Source organism: Ensifer meliloti, assembly GCF_030064585.1.
GTDB lineage: Bacteria > Pseudomonadota > Alphaproteobacteria > Rhizobiales > Rhizobiaceae > Sinorhizobium > Sinorhizobium meliloti.
Genome location: NZ_CP120365.1, coordinates 780,152 through 804,998, shown reverse-complemented (window position 1 = coordinate 804,998; position 24,847 = coordinate 780,152). Strand labels below are relative to the sequence as shown.

Annotated in this window: 20 protein-coding genes; 13 read left to right on the top strand and 7 right to left on the bottom strand. The window is 62.2% G+C overall.

Annotation, left to right across the window (positions count from 1 at the left end; translation table 11 throughout):
• Nucleotide 1 precedes the first annotated feature (1 nt).
• Entirely contained in the window at nt 2–925 is a 924-nt protein-coding gene (locus PZL22_RS10910) for a lipid A biosynthesis lauroyl acyltransferase (RefSeq protein ID WP_033048783.1), read from the top strand.
• A 236-nt stretch (nt 926–1,161) separates the two neighbouring features.
• Here the strand turns inward: PZL22_RS10910 and PZL22_RS10905 are convergent, their stop codons facing one another.
• The 4 genes from PZL22_RS10905 to PZL22_RS10890 form a co-directional block, all read right to left on the bottom strand.
• Complete coding sequence (locus tag PZL22_RS10905; RefSeq protein ID WP_003530777.1) at nt 1,162–1,515, bottom strand: VOC family protein; 354 nt, start codon at nt 1,513–1,515, stop codon at nt 1,162–1,164.
• Nucleotides 1,499–1,942: an SRPBCC family protein gene (locus PZL22_RS10900; protein WP_003530779.1), complete on the bottom strand. Its 444-nt coding sequence runs from the start codon at nt 1,940–1,942 to the stop codon at nt 1,499–1,501. The genes PZL22_RS10905 and PZL22_RS10900 overlap by 17 nt, the downstream gene beginning before the upstream one ends.
• Nucleotides 1,943–2,074: 132 nt before the next feature.
• Nucleotides 2,075–2,968: a helix-turn-helix domain-containing protein gene (locus tag PZL22_RS10895; protein ID WP_003536833.1), complete on the bottom strand. Its 894-nt coding sequence runs from the start codon at nt 2,966–2,968 to the stop codon at nt 2,075–2,077.
• Between the two features lie 81 nt (nt 2,969–3,049).
• Nucleotides 3,050–4,468 carry an alanine/glycine:cation symporter family protein gene (locus tag PZL22_RS10890; RefSeq protein ID WP_284718646.1) on the bottom strand — a complete coding sequence of 473 codons (1,419 nt, stop codon included), beginning with the start codon at nt 4,466–4,468 and terminating at the stop codon, nt 3,050–3,052.
• Nucleotides 4,469–4,903: 435 nt separating this feature from the next.
• On the opposite strand from PZL22_RS10890, the gene gndA reads away from it, so the two are divergent.
• Together gndA and PZL22_RS10880 are read left to right on the top strand one after the other, a co-directional pair.
• The gene (gndA, locus tag PZL22_RS10885) at nt 4,904–6,334 is read left to right on the top strand and encodes an NADP-dependent phosphogluconate dehydrogenase (protein ID WP_003536830.1); all 1,431 of its coding nucleotides are present in this window, start codon (nt 4,904–4,906) and stop codon (nt 6,332–6,334) included.
• Between the two features lie 103 nt (nt 6,335–6,437).
• The gene (locus PZL22_RS10880) at nt 6,438–6,704 is read left to right on the top strand and encodes a hypothetical protein (RefSeq protein ID WP_033049327.1); all 267 of its coding nucleotides are present in this window, start codon (nt 6,438–6,440) and stop codon (nt 6,702–6,704) included.
• A 107-nt stretch (nt 6,705–6,811) separates the two neighbouring features.
• Here PZL22_RS10880 and PZL22_RS10875 read toward each other — a convergent pair whose 3' ends face one another.
• Nucleotides 6,812–7,873, bottom strand: coding sequence for a LacI family transcriptional regulator (locus tag PZL22_RS10875; protein WP_003536828.1), 1,062 nt, complete (start codon nt 7,871–7,873; stop codon nt 6,812–6,814).
• A 483-nt stretch (nt 7,874–8,356) separates the two neighbouring features.
• On the opposite strand from PZL22_RS10875, the gene PZL22_RS10870 reads away from it, so the two are divergent.
• The 9 genes from PZL22_RS10870 to PZL22_RS10830 all read left to right on the top strand — a co-directional run bounded on the left by PZL22_RS10870 (nt 8,357) and on the right by PZL22_RS10830 (nt 19,974).
• On the top strand, nt 8,357–9,592 hold the full coding sequence (locus tag PZL22_RS10870) for an ABC transporter substrate-binding protein (RefSeq protein ID WP_003536827.1): 1,236 nt from the start codon (nt 8,357–8,359) through the stop codon (nt 9,590–9,592).
• 192 nt (nt 9,593–9,784) lie between these two features.
• Entirely contained in the window at nt 9,785–10,693 is a 909-nt protein-coding gene (locus PZL22_RS10865; RefSeq protein ID WP_003536826.1) for a carbohydrate ABC transporter permease, read from the top strand.
• On the top strand, nt 10,686–11,627 hold the full coding sequence (locus PZL22_RS10860; RefSeq protein ID WP_003536825.1) for a carbohydrate ABC transporter permease: 942 nt from the start codon (nt 10,686–10,688) through the stop codon (nt 11,625–11,627). The genes PZL22_RS10865 and PZL22_RS10860 overlap by 8 nt, the downstream gene beginning before the upstream one ends.
• 6 nt (nt 11,628–11,633) lie before the next feature.
• Nucleotides 11,634–12,719: an ABC transporter ATP-binding protein gene (locus PZL22_RS10855; protein WP_003536815.1), complete on the top strand. Its 1,086-nt coding sequence runs from the start codon at nt 11,634–11,636 to the stop codon at nt 12,717–12,719.
• A gap of 92 nt (nt 12,720–12,811) precedes the next feature.
• On the top strand, nt 12,812–15,286 hold the full coding sequence (locus tag PZL22_RS10850) for a beta-mannosidase (protein ID WP_033049328.1): 2,475 nt from the start codon (nt 12,812–12,814) through the stop codon (nt 15,284–15,286).
• Between the two features lie 56 nt (nt 15,287–15,342).
• A complete protein-coding gene (locus PZL22_RS10845) occupies nt 15,343–16,104 on the top strand; it encodes a sugar phosphate isomerase/epimerase family protein (RefSeq protein WP_003536812.1) in 762 nt (253 codons plus the stop codon).
• Between the two features lie 16 nt (nt 16,105–16,120).
• Complete coding sequence (locus PZL22_RS10840; RefSeq protein WP_003536809.1) at nt 16,121–17,254, top strand: Gfo/Idh/MocA family protein; 1,134 nt, start codon at nt 16,121–16,123, stop codon at nt 17,252–17,254.
• A 292-nt stretch (nt 17,255–17,546) separates the two neighbouring features.
• A complete protein-coding gene (gene mgrA / locus PZL22_RS10835; RefSeq protein ID WP_003536871.1) occupies nt 17,547–18,575 on the top strand; it encodes an L-glyceraldehyde 3-phosphate reductase in 1,029 nt (342 codons plus the stop codon).
• 292 nt (nt 18,576–18,867) lie between these two features.
• Complete coding sequence (locus tag PZL22_RS10830; RefSeq protein WP_003536869.1) at nt 18,868–19,974, top strand: TRAP transporter substrate-binding protein; 1,107 nt, start codon at nt 18,868–18,870, stop codon at nt 19,972–19,974.
• 404 nt (nt 19,975–20,378) lie between these two features.
• On the opposite strand, the gene PZL22_RS10825 is transcribed toward PZL22_RS10830, so the two are convergent.
• Nucleotides 20,379–22,172, bottom strand: coding sequence for a TRAP transporter large permease (locus tag PZL22_RS10825; protein WP_003536868.1), 1,794 nt, complete (start codon nt 22,170–22,172; stop codon nt 20,379–20,381).
• Entirely contained in the window at nt 22,169–22,744 is a 576-nt protein-coding gene (locus PZL22_RS10820) for a TRAP transporter small permease subunit (RefSeq protein ID WP_003536867.1), read from the bottom strand. The genes PZL22_RS10825 and PZL22_RS10820 overlap by 4 nt, the downstream gene beginning before the upstream one ends.
• 350 nt (nt 22,745–23,094) lie before the next feature.
• Here PZL22_RS10820 and PZL22_RS10815 point away from each other — a divergent pair, with 350 nt between their 5' ends.
• Nucleotides 23,095–24,720, top strand: a complete 1,626-nt coding sequence (locus tag PZL22_RS10815; RefSeq protein ID WP_033049330.1) for a glycoside hydrolase family 43 protein — start codon at nt 23,095–23,097, stop codon at nt 24,718–24,720.
• The last annotated feature ends 127 nt before the right edge of the window (nt 24,721–24,847 follow it).

Genomic DNA, 24,847 nt, shown 5'->3' with positions numbered 1-24,847 from the left:
GATGCTGATCACACGGCTGGTGCTTGCTGCGGATCGCTTCCGTCAATGGTCGATCGCGCAGTTCGTCCTGCTGCTTCTCACGATACTCAAGCTTTTCCCCGCGGACATGGCGATCAACTTCATGGATCGCGTTGCCCGCCGGATCGGGCCGAAGACTGGTCGCCACAAGCTGACGCTGATCAATCTGCGCAATGCCTTTCCCGAGAAGAGCGATGCCGAGATCGAGGCGATCGCGCTCGAGAGCTGGGGCAATATGGGGCGGCTCGCCGCCGAATACGTGTTCCTCGATCAGCTCTTCGACTTCGATCCGGCGCGCGCGGAGGCGGGCAGGGTGGAGGTTTCGGGCATCCCGCTCTTCCTGGAGCTGCGGGACAATCCACGGCCCTTCATCGTCTTCACGGCCCATAGCGGCAATTTCGAGATGCTGCCGGTTGCCGGCTCGGCCTTCGGCCTCGACGTGACGGTGCTCTTCCGGCCGCCGAACAATCCCTATCTCGCCGACCGGGTATTCGAATTCCGCAAGGAGCGCATGGGCAACCTCGTGCCGTCGCATGCCGGCTCCTCTTTCGCCCTTGCCAGGCAGCTCGAACGCGGCGGCGGCGTCGGCGTGCTCGTCGACCAGAAGTTCCGTAAGGGCCTGAAGACGAAATTCTTCGCGCAGGACGTGCAGACGAATCCGCTGCTTGCCAAGCTCGTCCGCCAGTTCAATTGCGAGGTCTATCCCGCCCGCTGCATTCGCCTGCCCGGCAACCGCTTCCGGCTGGAGCTCGAGCCGGCGGTCGAGATCCCCCGCAGGGCCGACGGCAGCGTCGATGTCACGGCAACGGCGCAGATGCTGAACGACAAGGTCGAGAGCTGGGTTCGCGAATATCCGGGCCAGTGGCTCTGGTATCATGACCGCTGGCACATCAAGCGGTCTCTTTGAGCCGGTCTCCTGACGCACATCTTTTCCCCTCGTAAACCGCCGTCTCCTTAAATCGGTGCCGATTCAGGGATTGTCTGGAGTGCGCCGGGCATGCGCGAAGGGAATCGTGACAGCGTCCGCCGAAAGGAGGAAACGAGATGTCACAGGAGTGGCCCATGTTCATCCTGCAGTGCATCGTCGTCTTCGGGCTCGTCGGCGCGCTGTTCATCCGCTTCGGCGAATGAACAGGCGTACGGCTACTGCGCGGACCACACCGCCAGCTCATAGCCATCGGGGTCGGCAAAATGGAACCGCCGGCCGCCCGGGAAGGTGAAGATAGGCTTGACGATCTTGCCGCCTGCGGCTTCGACCCGTCGCTGAGCGTCCTCGATCTGGTCGGCATAGATGATGACGAGCGGACCGCCGCTGCGGACCGGGCCGAGTGTCGTGAAACCGCCGGTCAATCGCCCATCGCCGAACTCGCAATATTCCGGGCCGTAATCCGTGAAGGTCCAGCCGAAAGCGCTCCCGTAGAAGGCCTTGCTTGCGGCGATATCCGTCACGTTGAATTCGACATAGTCGATACGTTTGTCGTTACCTTTGCTGGCCATTATCTTTGCCGCTTTCCTGATTGTGGTTACCGGTTTCCAGAATGGATTTGAGCGCGGCAAGGTCCTTTTCGACCCAGGCCGCGTCCTCGGCGAATTGCGCATCGGTCATGCCGGGCTGCCTGAGCAGGGTGAACATGACTTCCGCACCGTCGCCGTTCGGCACGACGCGAAGCGCATTGTGGACGCGCGCGCCGTTATCGAGTGTCACCAGGTGATCCACCACACCGAATTCGTTATCGGCAACGAAGCGGACGCGGGCATTTCCGAGGGGGCGGGGTGCGATCCACTCGTCGCCGTCGCGCGTGAGCCCGGAGGAGAGACCGGTCGCCCAGAGCGGCATCTTCTCGTGGTCGGCCATGAAGGCATAGACCTCGCGCCAGTCGCGCTCGATCGAGGTGTGAATGATCCGGGCCGTCATCGTCGCCATGTGTTTCTCCGTCGAGGGGATTTATAGGATTGCGCCAAGCAATGGTCTTGAACGAAACGGCCAATCTTGCCGCGTAGGCTCGAAACCGATTAACGGTGCCGGTCGCCTATGGACGTGACAAAGTCTTTTGAATCAGGTCGTTGTGCGGAAATTCTCAACCCGGCCAATGCCGAAGCGCGCGGCCAACTGCCGCTGGATTTCGCGCGGCGTGAAGGATGTGAGCCCTCTTGCCTCCCGGGCAAGATGGGCCTGATCGGCATAGCCGGCATCGACAGCGAGATTTGCCAGCGTGTCCCCGGGCCGCGAGCGGCAGGCGGCCAGGAAGCGCTGCAGGCGAAGAATGCGGCCGAGGGTCTTCGCGCCGTAGCCCAGATGCTCGTGGCAGTGACGGCGAAGAGTCCGCTCGCTGGTGCCGATCTCACGGACAAGGGTCCGGATAGCATCGTCCACGGTCGACCGGCCGACCTGGAGATGTGCGACGCAAGCCGCAATGTCCGGCGGCGGCGGCGGCTCGGCGGCGGATAGACGTCCAAGCAGGGCCGCGGCAAGAACACCGAGCCGCTCCGGCGTGCTCGCTGCATCCCTGATCCGCGCCTCGATCTCGTTCGTAGCCGGTCCCCAGACGAGATGGAGCGGCACCGTTTGGCCGGTCATTTCACGGAGCGGCGTCCGCAACCACGACGCCGCCGCGCCGATCCGGAATCGGGCGCCGATGATGGTTTCGCCGGCAGGAAGCTCGGGAAAGGCGGCAATCCTGTCGGGACCGACGATGGCGAGCCCCTTCGACGACCAGATGATGTCGCTGCAACCGTCGGGTACGACGGCGATGCTCGAAGGGGCGCCGTCGGGCATGCGATGCAGCCAGAGGCATTTGAAGTGGAAGGCGAGCGCCGCTGGGGGCGACTGCTCACGATAGATTCCGCTCGTCTGCGCGAGTGCGGGAGGGCCGAGCCTCAGCCTGGCCTCCTGCTGGAGCCGTTCGGGGGCGCGGGCGTCTTTGTCATATGCGGGGCAGGACGTTCCCATTGCCCTCTTTTGCGCCGGCGAACCTGCGCGGTCAATGCCCGATCGCCGAGGCAAGGAGTGCCTCGGCGATCCCAGCTGGCTCTAATCGCGCGACCAGATCTCGCCGTCGATCTTTCCCTGCAGTTCCGGATAGTCGGCCGCGTGGAAAACCGGGACGGCGCCCACTTTACGCTGTTCGAAATAATCTTTCGTCAGCTTTGCGATGGTCCCCGAGAGGAGCAGGATCGCGACGAGATTGATCGTCGCCATCAGTCCCATGGAGGCGTCGGCCGCGTCGAAAACGGTGGTGATACTTTCGTAGGCTCCCCAGACGACCATCGCCAGCGTGGCGCAACGCATGATCATAAGCCCGAGTCGGTTGCCCCCGCCGAGATAGGTCAGCGCGTTTTCGGCGTATGAATAGTTGCCGATGATCGAGGTGAAGGCGAAGAAGAAGATCGCGATGGCGATGAAATAGGTGCCGGCCGAGCCGATATGGGTGCTCATCGCCGCCTGCGTGAGCTGTGTTCCTGTGACGCCGGAGCCGGGTTCCAGCGTACCCGAAAGCAGGATCATCACCGATGTCGCGGTGCAGATCAGTATCGTGTCGATGAAGACGCCCAGGGACTGCACGAAGCCCTGCGACGAGGGATGGTGCGGTACAGGCGTCGCCACGGCTGCGATATTCGGGGCCGAGCCCATGCCTGCCTCGTTCGAGAAGAGGCCGCGTTTGACGCCGTTGAGCATCGCTGCAGCAATCCCGCCGGTGATGCCGCCGGCCGCTTCCTGAAAGCCGAAGGCGCTCGAGATGATCGTCCAGAGTACGCCCGGCACCGCCGAGGCATTTGCGATCAGCACGTAGACGGCCGTGAGCAGATAGGCCGCGGCCATGAAGGGAACGACAATCTCGGCGACGCGGGCAATCTGGCGGATGCCGCCGAAGATCACCACGCCGGAGAGGAGGGCAACGGCCACGCCGACTGCGAGTTTGGGCACGCCGAAGGCGCCCTGGACCGCATCGGCGATCGAGTTTGCCTGAACGGCGTTGAACACCAGACCGAAGGAGAGGATGAGGCAGGCCGAGAAGATCGTGGCCGCCCAGGGCGCATTGAGGCCGCGAGCGATATAGAAAGCCGGCCCGCCGCGGTATTGCCCGTCCTCGTTGCGAATCTTGTATAGCTGAGCCAGCGCGCTCTCGGCATAGGCGGTCGCCATGCCGACGAACGCCACGATCCACATCCAGAAGGTCGCGCCGGGTCCGCCGAGATAAAGAGCGACCGCCACGCCGGCGAGGTTACCGGTTCCGACACGTGAGGCGAGGCTGACCATAAGCGCCTGGAAGGGGCTGATCCCGGCCGCATCCTTGCTGCCGCCGCGGCTTAAGACCCGGAACATTTCGGAGAAATGAACGATTTGGGGAAAGCCGAGCCGGACCGTGAAATAAAGGCCGACCGCAAGCAGACCATAGATGAGCACATAGCCCCAGAAGATCGTGTTCAGAAAGCCGATGATCGTATCCATACGGTCCTCGCTCCTATTGCATTGGAGGTTGCGCGCCGGCCCCTCGTTCCCGTCGCGCGGGGGACTCGGACGTATTGTGCGGCATTAGGGCGCAAACTCGACTCAGATCAAGGCTCTGCGGGGCTGGATCGGGCAGAACACGGGGCATGAGGCGATATATCCCGTGGATTCGCTTCGGACGCATTCAGAAGGAGGGCGTAGAGGGTGCCTTCCGGCGCGTGTTCAAGGCGTCGAGCAGGGGTCGGAAAAGGTTTGATTTTGTCAGGAACGGCTTGTCGTAAATCGATTTGAATGCCAAAACAGCCTCCGCCGCCGCGTGCCGTCCGGTCCCTGATTTCCTTGGGGGGCGGCAGACACGCGCAGATCAATTCGAAGAGCCGGCACGCGCGCGATTGCGCCCCGTGGCCGGCTCTCCTGTCCAATGGAGGCAATCACGTGTCACAGGCGGAAATCGGCCTAATCGGTCTCGGAGTCATGGGCTCGAACCTGGCGCTCAACATCGCTGAAAAAGGCAACAGGATCGCCGTTTTCAACCGCACGGTCGACGCGACACGCAAATTCTACGCTGAGGCCGGCGCACTCAAGGACCAGATCGTCCCCTGCGAAACGATCGAAGAATTCGTCGCCGCCATCCGCCCGCCGCGTCCGATCATCATCATGATCAAGGCCGGCGATCCGGTCGACCAGCAGATGGAGGCGCTGAAGCCCCATCTCGCCAAGGGCGACATCATGATCGATGCGGGTAATGCCAATTTCCGCGACACGATGCGCCGTTTCGATGGGCTGAAGGACTCGGGTCTCACCTTCATCGGCATGGGCGTCTCCGGTGGCGAGGAAGGCGCGCGCCACGGGCCCTCGATCATGGTCGGCGGCACGGAAGAATCCTATCGGCGCGTCGAGAAGGTTCTGACCTCGATCGCTGCGAAATATGATAGCGACCCCTGCGTCGCCTGGCTCGGCGAGAACGGGGCAGGGCACTTCGTCAAGACGATCCACAACGGCATCGAATATGCCGATATGCAGATGATCGCCGAGATATACGGGATCCTGCGTGACGGATTGAAGATGACGGCACAGGAGATCGGCGAGGTCTTCGGCGCCTGGAACAAGGGCCGGCTCAACTCCTACCTGATCGAAATCACCGAGAAGGTCTTGAAGGCCGCCGATCCGCTGACCGGCAAGCCCATCGTCGATATGATCCTCGACAAGGCCGGTCAGAAGGGCACCGGCAAATGGTCGGTGATCGAGGCGCAGAACATGGGCGTGCCTGCGACCGCAATCGAAGCGGCGGTCGCAGCGCGCAGCATCTCCTCGGCGAAGGAAGAGCGGGAAGCCGCCGAGAAGGTTCTCGGTCTGCCGCCGGTCGGCGAAATCAAGGTGGCCGACAGGGACGGCTTCATCAAGGATCTGGAAAACGCGCTGCTCGCCGCCAAGATCGGCGCCTATGCGCAAGGCTTCGCAGTGATGGCGGCGGCGTCGAAGGAGTTCGGCTGGAACCTGCCGATGCCGACGATCGCAAAGATCTGGCGCGCCGGCTGCATCATCCGCTCGCAGTTCCTCGACGAGATCACCACCGCCTTTACCAAGGCACCGGATGCCGCGAACCTGATCGTCACCCCCGCCTTCGCCGCCATGGTCAAGGAGAGCGACGGCGCGTTGCGACGGGTGGTTTCGACGGCCGTCCTCGGCGGTCTGCCGGTGCCTGCGCTGGCCTCGGCGCTCGGCTATTTCGACAGCTACCGCCGCGGCCGCGGCACGGCCAACGTCATCCAGGCGCAGCGCGACTTCTTCGGCGCCCACGGTTTCGACCGTGTCGATGGCGCAGACAGCCATCACGGTCCATGGGGCAGCGGTCTGAACGCTTGAGATCGCATGCGTTTAAGGGGGCGGCTTGGCCGCCCCCTTACGACAAGTCCAGGCAAGCCAGGCGGTTAAGATCTCAATAAGGGAGCCATTCGAGAAGGCAGGCATGAAATTCACAGTGATCGAAGGGGGAAAGGCGGCGGAGGTCATGGCCGCCGGATCGGTGACCATCCGCGACGAGGCGGAGAGACGCATAAAGGCGGCGGGCTATGAGCAGTGGCGGGTGCGGAGCCTGGCAACCGGCGCGCCTATCCCAGGGCCTATCCAGTACCTGAAGATGCAGATCGATTTCGTCGCCGGAAAGCTCGAGCAGCTCAATCCCATCCCAAGCGATTTTACCGACGACAAGTACTGGCCTGCCGCTGGGATTTGAGCCCTGCTGCATCGGCGCGGAAGAGTCTTTTCAGCCCAAGGACTTGGACTGGCTGGATTCCTGTGACAGCACAGGAATGAGGGGCGCTGGTAACAGGCGGGGCAGGCTTACGATACCGCCGACCTCGCCATCGGCGGCTGGAATTCCGGCTGGCTGAGGCTCTGAAGCGTCTCCGGCGGGCGGCCTTCGATATGGCCGATCACAGCCTTTGCGAGCTCGCGCCCGGCAATGCGGATGTCCTCATACATCGTCATTACTTCCGGACGCAGCCAGCGCAGGAAGTCGCTCGGCACTTTCGACACCATTTCGGCGTCCTCGCCGACCTTCTTGCCTGCCGCTTCGATCCCTGCGATCAACGCGATCGCGCCGGAGCCGCTGCCGGAAACCACACCGTCGGGGGCATCGGGGGAACGCATCAGCTTCTCGAATGCATCACGGATGGCCACCAGGCTGTGGTCGATGTTGACCTGGTGAAAGCTTACGGCTTCCGCGCCGAAGTCCCTCACGCCCCTCTCGAAACCGGTGCGCATGTGCGAATGGAAGGTCAGGTTCGGCGGCGGCTCGAGGAGCACCAGCCGCCGCCTGCCGCGGTCGACGAGCTTTCGGACCGCCTCGTAGGCGAAGCGCTCGTTGTCGAAGTCGTGATAGGGATGGATCAGCCCCATCTCGGTGCGTCCATGGGTGGCGAAGGGCAGGTGGCGCTCGGTTAGTAGCGTTACCCGCGGATCGTTGGGTTCGGTTCGGGAGATGATCACCCCGTCCGCCGCGCCGGTATCGAGAATGTAGCGGATCGGGCCGAGCGGATCCTTGGCCGAACTGTAAGGCGTCACGACCAGGTGGTATTGCGTGCCGGCGAGAATTTCGGTGATGCCGATGACCATGGGGCTGGTGATGCCCATGATCTCTTCCTCCAGCGTCAGCACGAGACTGATGACATTGGTCTTGCCCGTCCTGAGGCGAACACCCGCGCGGTTGGGCTGATAACCGATCTGTTTTGCTACAAGACGGACGCGCTCCTTGGTTTCCGCACCGATGTCCGGAGCATCCTTCAGGGCGCGCGAGACGGTGGTGACACCGAGCCCGGTCATGAAGGCGATCGTCTTAAGGGTCGGTCTGCCGCCTTCGACCGGCGCCGCCGTCGTCGCTCTGTTCTTCGTCTTGCCATCCATGCCCGTCACGCCAATCCGCTCTCCTGAACCACGGCCCCCGTCGCACTCGTTCAACCGCAGGCCGCGTCGCCCCGCCTTATATACGAAATACGGCTGCCGGCCACATTCATCGACGCCGATGTTCAGCCGGAAATCTGTAACGATACAGTAGCAATGTCGAGCATTTTCGTTGCTGCAATGCGAAGGGCGCAACCCGCAGGTTGAGTTCCGCCACGGAGAGCGCCGATGTCGCATATGGGAAGTCATTAAAGGCTCCTCCGAGACGAAAAGTATGTGAATGCCCAGCGTTACTAACAGCTTACCTCGAAAAACACGTTGAGAGCCTTGCCTTTGACCAGACGCTTCGTCGATACCTTTCTCACAGGAATGTGCCACCGAAAATTGTATTTTCGCATTTATCGTGAATTGGCCGTTGTAGGTGTTGCGCGGGGAAATTCTTTGATCTAAGTTTTTACGGCAACGTTACAGTGAGGGAGGACACTCATGAATTTACGTTTTCTAGCTGCCGCTTTGGGCGCAACCGCTGCCTTGCCCTTCGGCGCTGCCAGCGCGACCGATCTCGAGGTCACGCATTGGTGGACTTCGGGTGGAGAGGCGGCCGCGGTTGCCGAGCTTGCGAAGGCTTTCGACGCAACCGGAAACAAGTGGGTCGACGGCGCGATCGCCGGCTCCGGGGGTACGGCGCGCCCGATCATGATCAGCCGCATAACCGGCGGTGACCCAATGGCCGCCACCCAGTTCAACCATGGCCGTCAGGCGGAAGAGCTGGTGCAGGCGGGATTGATGCGCGATCTCACCGATATCGCCACCAAGGAAAATTGGAAGGAAATCGTGAAGCCGTCGAGCCTGCTCGACTCCTGCACGATCGAAGGCAAGATCTATTGCGCGCCGGTCAATATCCACTCCTGGCAGTGGCTCTGGCTTTCGAACGCCGCCTTCAAACAGGCGGGCGTCGAAGTTCCGAAGAACTGGGACGAGTTCGTCGCAGCCGCACCGGCGCTCGAGAAGGCCGGGATCGTTCCGCTCGCCGTCGGCGGTCAGCCGTGGCAGGCGAACGGCGCCTTCGACGTGCTGATGGTCGCGATCGCCGGCAAGGAGAACTTCGAGAAGGTCTTCGCCCAGAAGGATGAGGAAGTGGCGGCCGGGCCTGAAATCGCCAAAGTCTTCAAGGCTGCAGACGATGCCCGCCGCATGTCGAAGGGCACCAACGTCCAGGATTGGAACCAGGCGACCAACATGGTCATCACCGGCAAGGCCGGCGGACAGATCATGGGGGACTGGGCCCAGGGCGAGTTCCAGCTTGCGGGTCAGAAAGCCGGCGTGGACTACACCTGCCTTCCGGGTCTCGGCGTCAACGAGGTGATCTCGACCGGCGGCGACGCGTTCTACTTCCCGCTTCTGGAGGATGAGGAAAAGTCGAAGGCGCAGGAAGTGCTGGCGTCGACCCTGCTCAAGCCGGAAACGCAGGTGGCCTTCAATCTGAAGAAGGGCTCTCTGCCGGTGCGCGGGGACGTCGATCTCGCGGCCGCGAACGACTGCATGAAGAAGGGCCTCGATATCCTCGCCAAGGGCAATGTGATCCAGGGCACGGACCAGCTTCTGTCGGCCGACAGCCAGAAGCAGAAAGAGGACCTCTTCTCCGAGTTCTTCGCGAACCACTCCATGACGCCGGAAGATGCGCAGAAGCGTTTCGCCGACATCATCGCCGCTGCGGATTGAGAGCGGCGCTCCAAGCCCCGCACTTTGACGGGGCTGATCTTCCCTCGCCGAGAGCACGGTGAAATCGTGCCGCCTGCGCTGATTTTTGTCGGCGCAGGCGTGGCGGGCGAGGGCGGCAAATGGGCGTGAGCCGCCGGCGCATTCCGCGGTGCCCATCACAAGAAAACCTTTTGCAGATCCGGAGGAGGAAACATGACAGGTCTAACACGTGGCTCGGCGCGGCCGAACCAGTGGCTGCGAAACCTGAATGCGAAGATCGCCTCTATCCCGATGATACTCACGGCCATGGTCATCTTCGTGGGCGGCACGGCCTGGACGGTCGTCTACTCCTTTACCAATTCCAAGCTCCTGCCGCGGCTCGCCTTCGTCGGCTTCGACCAGTATGAGCGGCTGTGGGCCGCGCCTCGCTGGCTGGTCTCGATCCAGAATCTGGCGGTCTTCGGTTGCCTCTCGCTGGTTTTCAGCCTGGTGATCGGCTTCGTCCTGGCCGCCCTGATGGATCAGAAGATCCGTTTCGAGAACACGTTCCGGACGATCATGCTCTATCCGTTCGCCCTGTCGTTCATCGTCACCGGTCTCGTCTGGCAATGGCTGCTCAATCCGCAATACGGAATCCAGTCGATCGTCAGGTCTCTTGGATGGACGAGCTTCTCCTTCGACCCGCTCTACAATTCGAACATCGTCATTTACGGCATTCTCATCGCCGCGCTGTGGCAGGGAACGGGCCTCGTCATGTGCCTGATGCTGGCCGGGTTGCGAGGGATCGACGAGGACATCTGGAAAGCGGCCCGGGTCGACGGCATCCCGATGTGGAAGACCTATGTGCTGATCATAATCCCGATGATGCGCGGCGTCTTCATCACCACTCTGGTGATCATCGCGAGCGGCATCGTCAAGGTCTACGACCTCGTCGTGGCGCAGACGAGCGGCGGCCCGGGCATCGCCTCCGAAGTGCCCGCCAAATACGTCTACGACTACATGTTCCAGGCCCAGAACCTGGGCCAGGGCTTTGCCGCCTCCACCATGATGCTCGTGACCGTCGCGATCATCATCGTGCCGTGGGCATATCTGGAGTTCGGAGGAGGGCGCAAGCGTGGATAACATCGCCAATCACAGTATGGCCGCGGCTTACGAGACTGCCCCCGGCGGTCCCATGGCCGGGCCTCGCGGCAGAAAGCCGCGCCGGACGCTCTCCCGCCGCAATATCATCGTCTACGGCACTTTGATCGTCGTGGCGCTCTACTATCTTCTGCCGCTTTACGTGATGATCGTCACATCGCTCAAGGGCATGCCCGAGATCCGCGTCGGCAACATCTTCGCTCCGCCGCTCGAGATCACTTTCGAGCCCTGGGTGAAAGCCTGGGCGGAGGCCTGCACCGGTCTCAATTGCGATGGGCTTTCCCGCGGCTTCTGGAATTCGGTGCGCATCACCGTGCCGTCCGTGATCATCTCGATCGCAATCGCTTCCGTGAACGGTTACGCGCTCGCCAACTGGCGCTTCAAGGGCGCCGATCTGTTCTTCACCATCCTCATCGTCGGCGCCTTCATCCCTTACCAGGTGATGATCTATCCGATCGTGATCGTGCTCAGAGAAATGGGCGTCTACGGGACGCTGACCGGCCTGATCATCGTGCACACGATTTTCGGCATGCCGATCCTGACGCTGCTGTTCCGCAACTATTTCGCCGGACTGCCGGAGGAGCTCTTCAAGGCCGCACGCGTCGACGGCGCAGGGTTCTGGACGATCTACTTCAAGATCATGCTGCCGATGTCACTGCCGATCTTCGTGGTTGCGATGATCCTCCAGGTGACCGGGATCTGGAACGACTTCCTTTTCGGCGTGGTCTTCACCCGGCCGGAATACTACCCGATGACGGTCCAGCTCAACAACATCGTCAACTCGGTTCAGGGCGTGAAGGAATACAACGTCAACATGGCGGCCACGATCCTGACCGGCCTCGTGCCGTTGACGGTCTACTTCGTCTCCGGCCGCCTGTTCGTCCGCGGCATCGCAGCCGGCGCAGTGAAAGGATAAGCAAGCATGACAAGCGTATCTGTCAGGGACCTGTCGTTGAACTTCGGCGCCGTCACCGTGCTCGACAGGCTCAATCTCGACATCGATCACGGGGAGTTCCTCGTCCTGCTCGGCTCTTCCGGGTGCGGCAAGTCCACGCTGCTCAATTGCATTGCCGGGCTGCTCGACGTTTCCGACGGGCAGATCTTCATCAAGGACCGCAACGTCACCTGGGAGGAGCCGAAGGACCGCGGCATCGGCATGGTGTTTCAGTCCTATGCGCTCTATCCGCAGATGACCGTTGAGAAGAATCTCTCCTTCGGCTTGAAAGTCGCCAAGATCCCGCCGGCCGAAATCGAAAAGCGCGTGAAGCGGGCCTCGGAGATCCTGCAGATCCAGCCGCTGCTCAAGCGCAAACCTTCGGAGCTCTCCGGCGGTCAGCGGCAGCGCGTGGCGATCGGCCGGGCGCTGGTGCGCGATGTCGACGTCTTCCTGTTCGACGAGCCGCTGTCGAACCTCGACGCCAAACTGCGCTCCGAACTGCGCGTGGAGATCAAGCGCCTGCACCAGTCGCTGAAGAATACGATGATCTACGTCACCCATGACCAGATCGAAGCGCTGACGCTGGCCGACCGGATCGCCGTCATGAAAAGCGGCGTGATCCAGCAACTCGCCGATCCGATGACGATCTATAACGCCCCGGAGAACCTCTTCGTCGCCGGCTTCATCGGCTCGCCGTCGATGAATTTCTTCCGCGGCGAGGTGGAGGCGAAGGATGGACGCAGTTTCGTTCGGGCCGGCGGCATCGCCTTCGACGTGACCGCCTATCCGGCGCATACCAGGCTGCAGCCGGGCCAGAAAGTCGTTCTCGGCCTGCGGCCGGAGCACGTGAAGGTCGACGAGGCGAGGGACGGCGAGCCAACGCATCAGGCGGTCGTCGACATCGAGGAACCGATGGGGGCGGACAACCTCCTATGGCTGACATTTGCCGGCCAATCGATGTCGGTGCGGATTGCCGGCCAGAGGCGCTACCCGCCGGGAAGCACGGTGCGCCTCTCCTTCGACATGGGCGTCGCGTCGATTTTCGACGCCGAGAGTGAAAACCGCCTCTGACAAGTCGCGAAGCGGACCGGGATACGAGACTCGGTCCGCATCAATGAAACGGCGCCGGTGCAGGCCGCCCGGTGCACGAATGGACCATGGAAATGCCTTCCGAGACCCCGAACCGCGATGCCGTCCGTATCGACCTTTCCGGCGATTGGCTGCTTGCCGCCGCCGACAACAGCCACGCCCTGACGATCGCGCTGCCGGGCGACGTGCACAGCGCGTTGCAGCGGGCCGGCATCATCGCCGATCCCTATCGCGGCCGAAACGAGGCCGATGTCCAGTGGGTCGCCCGGAAAGACTGGGTGCTCGAGCGCACCGTCGTCATCGATGCCGACGATCTGAACGGGGGATGGTATCTCAACTTCGAAAGCATCGACACGGTCGCCTCGGTCTACGTCAACGATGAACTCGTATTGCAGGCCGAGAATTGCTTCCGCCGTTATCGGCCTGACGTATCGGGCGCGATCGTCGCCGGCGAGAACCGCATTCGCATCGTGCTCCATTCGGCAATTGCCGAGGGAGCGCGGCGGCAGGCGGCGCAACCCTTCTACGTGCCCTATCACGACGGCAATTCGCCGATCGCCAACGGAAACATGCTGCGCAAGCCGCAATGCCATTTCGGCTGGGACTGGAATATCGCCATTGCGCCGCTCGGGATCTACGGCTCGCTGGCGCTCTGCCGGCTGGAAACGGCCCGCATCGAACATGTCACCACGCGTCAGATGTGGCTGGATGACGGGTCCGTCGATCTGCAGGTGACGGTCCAGCTCTTCGCCCGTGAACCCGGCATCGTGCCGGTCCATTTCATGCTCGACGGCGTGCGCGAGCGGCTGGATTGCGCGGTCGGCGCCGGGGAAACGCGCCTTACCCATGTCTTCACGGTGCAGGAGCCCAGGCGCTGGTGGCCGGCCGGCAGCGGCGACCAGGCGTTCTCGACGCTCAAGGTGGAGGTGCCCGGCGAAACCGTCACGCGTCAGATCGGCTTCCGCACGATCGAGCTCGTCACCGATAAGGACGAGGCGGGGAGCCGCTTCGCCTTCCGGGTAAACGGCCGCGAGATATTCTGCCGCGGGGCCAACTGGATACCGGCGGATGCTCTGATGTCGCGGGTAACGCCCGAAAGTGTCGAGGACCTGCTTCGCTCGGCGGTCGACGCGAACATGAACATGATCCGCGTCTGGGGGGGCGGCTTCTATGAGCCCGACTGGTTCTACGATCTGTGCGACCGGCTCGGTCTGCTCGTCTGGCAGGATTTCATGTTCGCCTGCAATCTCTACCCGTCGACGCCGGATTTCCTGGAGAATGTTGCGGCCGAAGTGGACTATCAGGTCAGGCGGCTTTCGACCCATCCGTCCCTCGCGCTCTGGTGCGGCGACAACGAGCTTGTCGGCGCGCTTACCTGGTTCGAGGAGAGCCGCCGGGATCGCGACCGCTATCTCGTCTCGTACGATCGCCTGAACCGGACGGTCGAGGCGGCGATGAAGCAGGCCTGCCCGGAAGCGATCTGGTGGCCGTCCAGCCCCTCCGTCGGCTACCTCGATTTCGGCGACGCCTGGCACGCCGACGGCGCCGGCGACATGCACTACTGGTCCGTCTGGCACGAGAACAAATCCTTCGACAATTACCGCACCGTGCGGCCGCGCTTCTGCTCGGAATTCGGATTCCAGTCCTACACCTCGATGCCGGTCATCCGGCAGTTCGCCGAAGCGCATGACCTCAATATCGCCTCGCCGGTGATGGAGGCGCATCAGAAGAATGCCGGCGGCAACGAACGCATTGCCGGCACGATGTTCCGCTACTTCCGCTTCCCCAAGGATTTTCCGAGCTTCGTCTATCTGAGCCAGATCCAGCAGGGCCTCGCGATCCGGACTGCCGTCGACTACTGGCGGTCGCTGAAGCCCCATTGCATGGGCACGCTCTATTGGCAGCTCAACGACACCTGGCCGGTCGCGTCGTGGTCGAGCCTCGACTACGGCGGACATTGGAAGGCGATGCACTACATGGCGCGCCGCTTCTTCCAGCCGGTTGCCGTAGCCGCAACTCCCTCTGCGGATGGGCGGGAGATCGCCTTCTCGATGGTGAACGACACGGCCGAGCCGGCGACGGTCGAGTTGCAGGCGTTCCTGGTCTCGCTCGACGGCAATCGGCAGCGGCTGCTCGCCGCAGCGGGGACGTGCCCGGCCGATCGCGCGTCGACACTCGTGACGGTCGCCGCGAAGGACATTCCGCCAGACACGCTGCTCTTCTGGTCTTTCGAAGCTTCGAACGGGGCAACGGGCGAGGGACATTATGCCCACGGTACCTATAAGGCGCTCGATCTCGTGCCTTCCGGCCTGACCATCGAGGCGGTGCCTCGGCCGGACGGTTCCTTCGATGTCGCCGTAACGGCAGCCGGGCTGGCGCTGCACGTCATGATCGAGGCCGATGTCGAGGGACGTTATTCCGACAATGCCTTCGATCTGACCGCCGGCGAGACGAAATCGATCCGTTTCACCCCGAGGATAGCGCTCGACGCGGGCGCGAGCCCACGCTTCAGCGCCTACGATCTCGAATCCTGCCAGGGAAAAGGGTGACCCCTTTTACGCGCACTCCCAAGCAACCGTTCCAACGAAACCACCAGGAGATTTCGATGAAAGACGTCAGCTTCCAGCTCTACAGCGCCCGCAATTTTCCGCCCTTTGCCGAGGTCCTCTCTGCTGTCGGCTCTGCCGGCTACACACAGGTGGAAGGCTACGGTGCCCTTTACGCGGCCCTCTCGGACGCGGAGATCGCCGATTTCAAGGCAGGGCTCGATCGCAACGGTCTCTCCATGCCGACCGCGCATTTCGGCCTGGATATGCTGGAGAGCGACGCTCCACGCGTGCTTGAGATCGCCGAGGCGCTCGGCATTCGCGCTATTTACTGCCCTTACCTGATGCCGGACCAGCGCCCGGGCGATGCGGGCGGATGGCGAGCCTTCGGGGCACGGCTGCAGACGGCCGGCAAGCCGTTCCGCGATGCGGGGCTCGACTTCGGCTGGCACAATCACGACTTCGAGTTCCATGCACTCGCCGACGGCTCGGTGCCGCTCGACCAGATTTTCGCCGGCGGTCCGGACCTTTCCTGGGAGGCGGATATCGCCTGGATCGTGCGCGGCGGGGCAGACCCCTTCGCCTGGATCTCCAAATATCCAACCCGCATCACGGCGGTCCACGTCAAGGACATCGCGCCCAAGGGCGAGAAAGCGGACGAGGATGGTTGGGCCGACGTCGGAGAGGGCACGCTCGACTGGAAGGCACTGATCCAGGCGCTTTCCAGAACCTCGGTTAAATACTTTGTCGCCGAACACGACAATCCCAGCGACTTCAGGCGTTTCGCCAAGCGCTCGCTGGCTTCGATTCAATCCTACTGATCGACGGATAAGTCCCATGACAAAAGAACTTGGTGTCGGCATCATCGGATGCGGCAATATTTCCACGACCTATTTCAAGCTCGCCCCCCTGTTCAGGGGCATTCGGATCGCCGCTTGTGCCGACATCAATCCGGCGGCGGCGGAAGCACGGGGCGCCGAATTCGACGTCACGGCGCAGAGCATCGATGCGTTGCTCGCCAATCCGGAAGTTGACATCGTTGTCAATCTGACGATCCCGGAGGCGCACTTTCCGGTCTCGAAAGCCATTCTGGAAGCCGGCAAGCATGTCTACTCCGAGAAGCCGCTGGTGCTTTCGCTGGAGCAGGGCGAAGAGCTCAGGAAAATCGCCACGGGGAAGGGGCTGACCGTCGGCTGCGCACCGGACACTTTCCTGGGTGGAGCCCATCAGCTTGCGCGCGCCTATATCGACGCCGGCAAGATCGGGCAGGTCACCTCCGGTACCTGCCACGTCATGAGCCCGGGCATGGAGATGTGGCATCCGAATCCGGACTTCTTCTTCCTGCCGGGCGGCGGGCCGGTGCTCGACCTCGGACCCTATTACATAGCAAACCTGATCAACCTGATCGGACCGGTGAAACGGGTAGCCGCACTCTCCTCCATGGCAAGCACGACGCGGACCATCACCAGCGAACCCAGAAACGGGGAGGTTATCCCGGTCAAGACGCCCACCAACATTCATGCCCTGCTCGAGTTCCGGGACGGCGCCACCATCACGCTATCGGCAAGCTGGGATGTCTGGGCGCATCGTCATGCGAACATGGAGCTTTATGGCACCGAAGGGTCGCTCTTCGTTCCGGATCCGAATTTCTTCGGCGGCACCGTCGAGGCGAGCGGGCGGAACAAGGACATCCAGCCGCTCGAAATGTGGGAGCACCCCTTCGCCGTCAACAACTGGGACCATCCGCTCGGCCCGATCGCCAATTATCGTACGGCGGGGCTTGCGGATATGGCCGATGCGATCCTCAAGGGGCGCGATGCCCGCTGCTCGCTGGAACGTACGCTGCACGGTGTCGACGTGATGGTGTCGATCCTGAAATCCGGCGAGGAGGGAAGCTTCGTCACGCTGTCGACCACCTGCACTCAGCCGGCGGCGCTCGGTATTGAAGAGGCGCGGGCGTTGTTGCGCTGAGCCTGCTTCTGCGTTGACCCTCCTCCGGTTGCCCGGGCCTTGCCGGTGCCCCTCATCCGGCTGCCGCCACCTTCTCCCCATTTTGACGGGGAGAAGGGACAAGCGGCCGGCCCCCTGCTGCTATTGTCGGTGTGAGAGGTGATCGAGCGTCTGCCGCTGTCCCCTTCGCCCCGCTTGCGGGGAGAAGGTGCCGGCAGGCGGATGAGGGGCCCTTTATCGATCTACTCCCTCTTGAGGGCCCTTGTGGGGAGGGGTATTCAAGGCCACCGAAGCGAACGAAGGAACATAAGTCATGGCCTGGCAACCGGCGGAAAACCGATACGAGAAGATGAAGTACAATCGCTGCGGCAGGAGCGGCTTGAAGCTGCCGGCGATTTCGCTGGGTCTTTGGCACAATTTCGGTGGCGACACGCCGCATGAGCGCAAGGTGGACATGTGTCGCACGGCCTTCGATCTCGGCATCACCCATTTCGATCTGGCCAATAATTACGGCCCGCCGCCCGGCTCGGCCGAAATCGCCTTCGGCGAGCTCATGCGCAGCGATTTCGCCGGCCTGCGCGACGAACTCATCATCTCGTCCAAGGCGGGGTATGACATGTGGCCCGGCCCCTATGGCGAGTGGGGCAGCCGGAAATATCTTGTCGCCTCTTGCGACCAGAGCCTCAAACGCATGGGGCTCGACTATGTCGACATCTTCTATTCCCATCGCTTCGATCCGGAAACGCCCCTCGAAGAGACTTGCGGAGCGCTCGATCACATCGTCCGCTCGGGGCGTGCGCTCTATGTCGGCATCTCCTCGTATAACTCCCAGCGTACCCGCGAGGCGGCGGTAATCCTGAAGGAGATGGGCACGCCCTGTCTCATCCACCAGCCGAGCTATTCGATGCTCAACCGTTGGGTCGAGGATGACGGTCTCGTCGACACGCTGGAGGAACTCGGCATCGGCTCGATCGTCTTTTCGCCGCTCGCCCAGGGCATGCTGACGACGAAGTACCTGAACGGCATTCCCGAGGACAGCCGCGCCGCGCAGAACCACTTCCTCAAGAAGGACTTCATCCGTCCGGGGATAATCGACAATATCCGCAAGCTGAACGCCATCGCCGAACGGCGCGGCCAGACGCTCGCCCAGATGGCACTCGCCTGGGTGCTGCGCGGCGGCCGCATCACCTCGGCGCTGATCGGCGCCAGCCGTTCCGCACAGATCGTCGACTGCGTCAAGGCGCTGGAAAACGACACTTTCACACCAGAGGAACTGAGCGAGATCGATCTTTACGCCCGCGAGGCCAACGTCAATCTCTGGGCCAAATCCGCCGAGCTCTGAATTGGCTCGAATGCATTGATTTGCCTCGATTTTGGGCAACTTCCAAACGCTTGCGGCGTCTTATACAAAAGTCGAAGAAGACGGCGCAAAACGGTCGCTGGACATGCATTATCGATTATGTATGGTGCACATGTGCCGCGGTGCGCAAAGCCTTCGCGGGCTTCAGCGTTGCCGGCAATAACGAGGAGGAAAGAGACCTTGCGACGTCCCGGACGGGGCGGACGAAGGCTCGACGGGCAGTGGCGCGGTCGATCCGTGCCGGACTGCTCGTGGCGGGAAACAGGGAGGAACCATGGATCGCCGTTCATTCATCAAACATGCGAGCATCGGCGGCCTGGGTGCGGCTGCTGCATCGGCGCTGGCTGCGCCGGCCATTGCGCAGACCAATCCGAAGGTCACCTGGCGCTTGACGTCGTCCTTCCCGAAATCGCTGGATACCATCTATGGCGGTGCGGAAGTTCTGTCGAAATACGTGTCCGAAGCCACCGACGGGAATTTCCAGATCCAGGTCTTCGCCGCCGGCGAAATCGTCCCGGGCCTGCAGGCAGCGGATGCGGCGGCTGCCGGCACCGTCGAGGCGTGCCACACGGTCGCCTATTATTACTGGGGTAAGGATCCGACCTGGGCACTCGGCGCAGCCGTGCCCTTCGCCCTCAATGCCCGCGGCATGAACGCCTGGCACTATCATGGCGGCGGCATCGACCTCTTCAACGAGTTTCTCGGAAGCCAGGGCCTCGTCGGCTACCCGGGGGGCAACACCGGCGTTCAGATGGGCGGCTGGTTCCGCAAGGAAATCAAGACCGTTGCCGATATGAAGGGCCTGAAGATGCGCGTCGGCGGTTTCGCCGGCAAGGTCATGGAACGGCTCGGAGTCGTCCCGCAGCAGCTCGCCGGCGGCGACATTTATCCGGCGCTCGAAAAAGGCACGATCGACGCGGCCGAATGGGTCGGTCCCTATGATGACGAGAAGCTCGGCTTCTACAAGGTCGCACCCTATTACTACTATCCCGGCTGGTGGGAAGGCGGCCCGACCGTGCATGCCATGTTCAACAAGGCAGCCTTCGACGGCCTGCCGAAGGCCTATCAGTCGCTCCTGCGGACGGCCTGCCAGGCGACCGACGCGAACATGCTGCAGAAATACGACTATCTCAACCCCTCCGCGATCAAGCGCCTCGTGGCGGCGGGGGCAAAGCTGAGCCCGTTCAGCCCGGAAATCCTGTCGGCCTGCTTCGACGAGTCCAACAAGGTCTACGCGGAAATGGAAGCGTCGAACGCGCCATTCAAAAAGATCTGGGAATCGATCAAAGCCTTCCGCGCCGAGTATTTCCTCAACGCACAGATTGCGGAATACAACTACGACACCTTCATGATGATTCAGCAGCGTAACGGTAAGATCTGAAACTGCGGACTGGATTGCAAAATGAAGACCCCCGGAGCGACGGTGCTTCGGGGTTCTTTTTTTGCTTATCACCTGACGAAATCGGTTCTCATCTTCGTTTCACCGAATCGATGACCGGTAGAATGCTTCAACAAATTGAACTTCCGTTCGCACATACTTTTCCATCCCGCTTTAAGGCCTGTTGAGATTCATCTGGTGTTTATGACGGCTGCTGCGAAATCGGTGATGGCGTTTCTCCTGGCCCTCATCTCTGTGCTTGTCACAGAGATCCAGCAGCGCCGCGTCTGCGGCGCGGGAAATGTTTTTTCAGGCCAAGGACTTGGCCTGGCTGGATCCCTGTGACGAGCACAGGGATGAGGAGATCAAACAAGCCGCCCCGGGGGTATCCCGAATCTCAACGGGCCTTAGTTGAACGACGGCGGTGCGCTGAGATCGGGGGCCGGATTGTTCTGTTGAGGCGCCGTACTCGGTTGGGCCGGCTGCTGGCCACCCCCGTCGAGCGGACTGCCACCCGGCAGCTGCAAGCCGCCGGGAAGGCCGAGGCCGCCGCCATTGTCGGGCAGGGTAAGACCGCCGCCGCCGGTGCCGAAGCCCGGGACCTCGATCTTGATCGTCGACGGATCGACCGCCGCGCCGCTGCCTTTATAGTGCAGGACCATCTGCGGGAACATGAGGGTCAGCGCAACCATGACGACCTGTATGCAGACGAAAGGCACGGCGCCCCAATAGATCTGTCCGGTCGTCACGGGCTGCATCATCTTGCCGGTTACCCTGTCCAGATAGGGCACCCTGGCTGCCACGGAACGCAGATAGAAGAGCGCGAAGCCGAAGGGCGGATGCATGAAGCTCGTCTGCATGTTGATGCCGAGCAGCACGCCGAACCAGATCAGATCGATGCCCAGCTTGTCGGCCGCCGGCGCGAGCAGGGGGACGATGATGAAGGCGAGCTCGAAGAAATCGAGGAAGAAGGCCAGGAAGAAGACGAGCACGTTGACGGCGATCAGGAAGCCGATTTCGCCGCCCGGCAAGGCCGTCAGCAGATGCTCCACCCAGAGATGCCCGTTGACGCCGTAGAAGGTGAGCGAAAAGACGCGGGCGCCGATCAGGATGAACAGAACGAAGGCGGAGAGCCGCGTCGTGGAGGCGAGTGCGGCGCGGACCACTTCCATGTTGAGGCGGCCCTTGCCGGCCGCCATGACGAGCGCGCCGACGGCTCCCATGGCGCCGCCTTCGGTGGGTGTGGCGATGCCCAGGAAAATCGTCCCGAGAACGAGGAAAATCAGGGCCAGTGGCGGGATCAGAACGATGATCACCTGTTGCGCCAGCCGCGAAAGCGCGTTGATCTTGAGCGTCCTGTCGGCGAGGGCGGCCAGGTAGATGAATATGATGCCCACCGTCGCGCCGAGGATGTCCGCGTTTTCGCCCTGCGTCGGCGAGAGATAGACGTGGGCCGCATAGGCGATCGCGCAGGCGACCAGGAGCGCGATCGCAAGCGAGGTGACGCCGGACCCGAGCGTGCGCGCTTCCAGAGGCAGCGCCGGCATGGAGTGCCGCTTCACGAAGGTCATCAGCAGGATGTAGCCCATATAGAGCCCGGTCAGAACGAGGCCGGGGATGAGGGCGCCGGCATACATGTCGCCGACCGAGCGGCCGAGCTGGTCGGCAAGAACGATCAACACCAGCGACGGCGGGATGATCTGCGCAAGCGTGCCGGAGGCGGCGATGACGCCGGAGGCAATGCGCCGGTCGTAGCCGTAGCGCAGCATGATCGGCAGCGAGATCAGGCCCATCGCGATGACGGAAGCCGCGACGACGCCGGTGGTCGCCGCAAGCAGCGCGCCGACGAAGATGACCGCGTAGGCAAGTCCCCCGCGCACGGGACCGAAGAGCTGGCCGATCGTGTCAAGAAGGTCCTCGGCCATGCCCGACCGTTCGAGCACTATGCCCATGAAGGTGAAGAAGGGGATGGCGAGAAGCGTGTCGTTCGACATGACCCCCCAGAACCGTTCCGGCAGTGCGTTCAGCAGTGGCCAGGAAAGATTGATGGAGTCGGACAAAGGCGCGAGTTCGACGCCGATGATGAAGAACAGGAGACCGTTGGCGGCGAGCGAAAAGGCGACCGGGTATCCGAGCAGAAGGAATACGATCAGCGACACGAACATGATCGGCGCCAGGTTTTCAGCGACGAACTCGATCATGAACGGGCCTCCGGCGCAACGGCGTCATCGAGCGGTGCATGGGCTGGGACGTAAGGCGTCGGATCATCCATGTTCCCGGTCATGATGGCGATTTTTTTGATGATTTCCGAAACGCCCTGCAGCGCGAGAAGCACGAAGCCGATCAGCAGGATCGCTTTCGCCGGCCATATGATGAGCCCCCCGGCGCTCGAGGAAAGCTCGCCCGAGACATAGGACATCCGTACGTAGGGTACGAGGTAATAGAGCATGAGAACCACGAAGGGCATCAGGAAGAAGACGTGCCCGAAGAGGTCGATCCAGTGCTGCACGCGGCGCGAGAACATTCCGTAGACGACGTCGATGCGGATGTGCTCGTTCTGGCTCAGCGTGTAGGCGGCAGCGAACATGAAGGCCGCGCCGAAGAGATACCACTGCGCCTCCAGCCATGCATTGGACGACATGTTGAACATTTTTCGGATGACGGCGTTGCCGGCGCTCACGAGCACGGCCACCAGAATAAGCCAAGAGACCGCCTTGCCGATCCTTTCGGTAATGGCGTCGATCAATCGGCTGAAGCCGAGTAACGGTTTCATCGAGTTCCTCCCCGCAATGGTTTTTGTTTTTTTGCCAAGCACAGGCAGAGTGCCCATTTCAAGCCTGCTTTCAAGTGCGACGGCCGATTTTCCGGGATAGGGGCGGGGTCTCAGACGAAAGTCGAATACAGTCCGCCGGCGAATGATCAAAACTTAGGCACGCGAGCGCGATTCCCGCCGATGTTCCGCCGCAGCTTTCGTGGAAAATAAAGCCCGTGCAGGGGATTTCACGCGATTCGAGAGGTGGCAACCTGCCAGGATCGCCGGTGTGGGAGCGCCTGCGTGAAAGGTCTTGAAAAGACGGTGAGCATGGGGCTGGATGCGGCACCGCGAAGAGGGAGATGCAAGAGATGACCGCGACGATCCGGAACCCGATCCTGCCCGGTTTCAATCCGGACCCATCCATCTGTCGGGTCGGCGAAGACTATTACATCGCGACCTCGACATTCGAATGGTACCCCGGTGTACAGATTCACCATTCGCGCGATCTCGTGAACTGGCGGCTCGTGCGCCGCCCGCTCGAGCGCGCAAGTCAGCTCGACATGCGCGGCAATCCCGACAGTTGCGGCGTATGGGCTCCGTGCCTCTCCTATTGCGACGGGCTGTTCTGGCTCGTCTACACCGACGTCAAACGCCTGGACGGCAACTTCAAGGATGCCCACAACTACATCGTGACGGCGGAAGCGGTGGAGGCCACCTGGTCCGATCCGGTCTATGTCAATTCGTCGGGCTTCGATCCGTCGCTGTTCCATGACGACGATGGCCGCAAATGGTTTCTCAACATGCAATGGAACCACCGCTCGGAAAGCTTCGCCGGCTCGCCCAAGAGCCCCGCTTTCGACGGTATCCTGCTGCAGGAATGGGACGAGCGGACCCGCAAGCTCGTGGGCCCGGTGAAGAACATCTTCGCCGGCAGTCCGCTCGGCCTTGTCGAAGGGCCGCATCTCTTCAAACGCGACGGTTGGTATTACCTGACGGTCGCCGAGGGTGGAACAGGTTACGACCACGCCGTGGGCATGGCGCGGTCCCGCACGATCGACGGACCTTACGAGATGCACCCGAATGTTCATCTCATCACCTCCAAGGATCACCCGGAGGCAGCTCTGCAACGGGCGGGGCACGGGCAATATATCGAGACGCCGAACGGCCAGGCCTATCATACGCATCTTTGCGGCCGGCCGCTGCCGCCGCAGCGACGCTGCACGCTCGGGCGCGAGACTGCGTTGCAGAAATGCGTCTGGCGGGAGGACGGTTGGCTCTATCTCGAAAATGGCGGGCCGGTTCCCGAGGTGACCGTGCCCGCGCCGGGAGCCGCGGGAACAGTCGCTGAGCGGGTCCTCTTTGAAACGGACTTCGACGAGCAGGTGCTTCCGCCGGAGTTCCAGTGGCTGCGCACTCCGGTACCGGAGCGGATCTTCTCGTTAGCCGCCCGGACCGGGCATCTCCGGCTCTTCGGCCGCGAGAGCATCGGAAGTTGGTTCGAGCAGGCGCTGGTGGCGCGGCGGCAGGAACACCATTCCTTCCGCGCAGAAGCCGTCGTCGATTTCGCTCCCGATACCTATCAGCAGGTCGCGGGACTGACCCATTACTATAACCGGCACAAGTTCCATGCCCTCGGTGTCACACGGCACGAAACCCTCGGACGCGTCCTCACCATACTCTCCTGTCCGGGCGATTTTCCGAACGGGCGGTTGGCCTATCCGGTCGGCAGCGGTTTCGCCGTACCGGACGGTCCAGTTCAACTCTCCATGGAGGTCAGAGACAACGATCTCCAGTTCTTCTGGCGGGGAGCGGCCCAGGCAGAGTGGCTGACCATCGGGCCGGTGCTCGACGCCGGCGTGATTTCGGACGAAGGCGGGCGCGGCGAGCACGGTTCCTTCACGGGGGCGTTCGCCGGCATTTTCGCTTTCGACATCTCGGGTTGCGCGACGCCTGCCGACTTCGACCGGTTCCGCTACCAGGCGCTCAGCGTTTGAAATGCCGTACGCTTATGAGAGAACTCTTATAAGTATCGGTAATCATTACTTATTTGTAATGTCAGGCTTCATATTCGGTTCAGGAAGGGAGGCTTAGTTTCGGGGGGTAATAACGAAAGGGAAACCC

What these genes read in the sequence shown, in the direction of transcription:
- PZL22_RS10910 (WP_033048783.1), top strand. Translation starts at nt 2, where the DNA reads ATGCTGATCACACGGCTGGTGCTTGCTGCGGATCGCTTCCGTCAATGG.
- PZL22_RS10905 (WP_003530777.1), bottom strand. Translation starts at nt 1,515, where the DNA reads ATGGCCAGCAAAGGTAACGACAAACGTATCGACTATGTCGAATTCAAC.
- PZL22_RS10900 (WP_003530779.1), bottom strand. Translation starts at nt 1,942, where the DNA reads ATGGCGACGATGACGGCCCGGATCATTCACACCTCGATCGAGCGCGAC.
- PZL22_RS10895 (WP_003536833.1), bottom strand. Translation starts at nt 2,968, where the DNA reads ATGGGAACGTCCTGCCCCGCATATGACAAAGACGCCCGCGCCCCCGAA.
- PZL22_RS10890 (WP_284718646.1), bottom strand. Translation starts at nt 4,468, where the DNA reads ATGGATACGATCATCGGCTTTCTGAACACGATCTTCTGGGGCTATGTG.
- PZL22_RS10880 (WP_033049327.1), top strand. Translation starts at nt 6,438, where the DNA reads ATGAAATTCACAGTGATCGAAGGGGGAAAGGCGGCGGAGGTCATGGCC.
- PZL22_RS10875 (WP_003536828.1), bottom strand. Translation starts at nt 7,873, where the DNA reads ATGGATGGCAAGACGAAGAACAGAGCGACGACGGCGGCGCCGGTCGAA.
- PZL22_RS10870 (WP_003536827.1), top strand. Translation starts at nt 8,357, where the DNA reads ATGAATTTACGTTTTCTAGCTGCCGCTTTGGGCGCAACCGCTGCCTTG.
- PZL22_RS10865 (WP_003536826.1), top strand. Translation starts at nt 9,785, where the DNA reads ATGACAGGTCTAACACGTGGCTCGGCGCGGCCGAACCAGTGGCTGCGA.
- PZL22_RS10855 (WP_003536815.1), top strand. Translation starts at nt 11,634, where the DNA reads ATGACAAGCGTATCTGTCAGGGACCTGTCGTTGAACTTCGGCGCCGTC.
- PZL22_RS10850 (WP_033049328.1), top strand. Translation starts at nt 12,812, where the DNA reads ATGCCTTCCGAGACCCCGAACCGCGATGCCGTCCGTATCGACCTTTCC.
- PZL22_RS10845 (WP_003536812.1), top strand. Translation starts at nt 15,343, where the DNA reads ATGAAAGACGTCAGCTTCCAGCTCTACAGCGCCCGCAATTTTCCGCCC.
- PZL22_RS10840 (WP_003536809.1), top strand. Translation starts at nt 16,121, where the DNA reads ATGACAAAAGAACTTGGTGTCGGCATCATCGGATGCGGCAATATTTCC.
- mgrA (WP_003536871.1), top strand. Translation starts at nt 17,547, where the DNA reads ATGGCCTGGCAACCGGCGGAAAACCGATACGAGAAGATGAAGTACAAT.
- PZL22_RS10830 (WP_003536869.1), top strand. Translation starts at nt 18,868, where the DNA reads ATGGATCGCCGTTCATTCATCAAACATGCGAGCATCGGCGGCCTGGGT.
- PZL22_RS10825 (WP_003536868.1), bottom strand. Translation starts at nt 22,172, where the DNA reads ATGATCGAGTTCGTCGCTGAAAACCTGGCGCCGATCATGTTCGTGTCG.
- PZL22_RS10820 (WP_003536867.1), bottom strand. Translation starts at nt 22,744, where the DNA reads ATGAAACCGTTACTCGGCTTCAGCCGATTGATCGACGCCATTACCGAA.
- PZL22_RS10815 (WP_033049330.1), top strand. Translation starts at nt 23,095, where the DNA reads ATGACCGCGACGATCCGGAACCCGATCCTGCCCGGTTTCAATCCGGAC.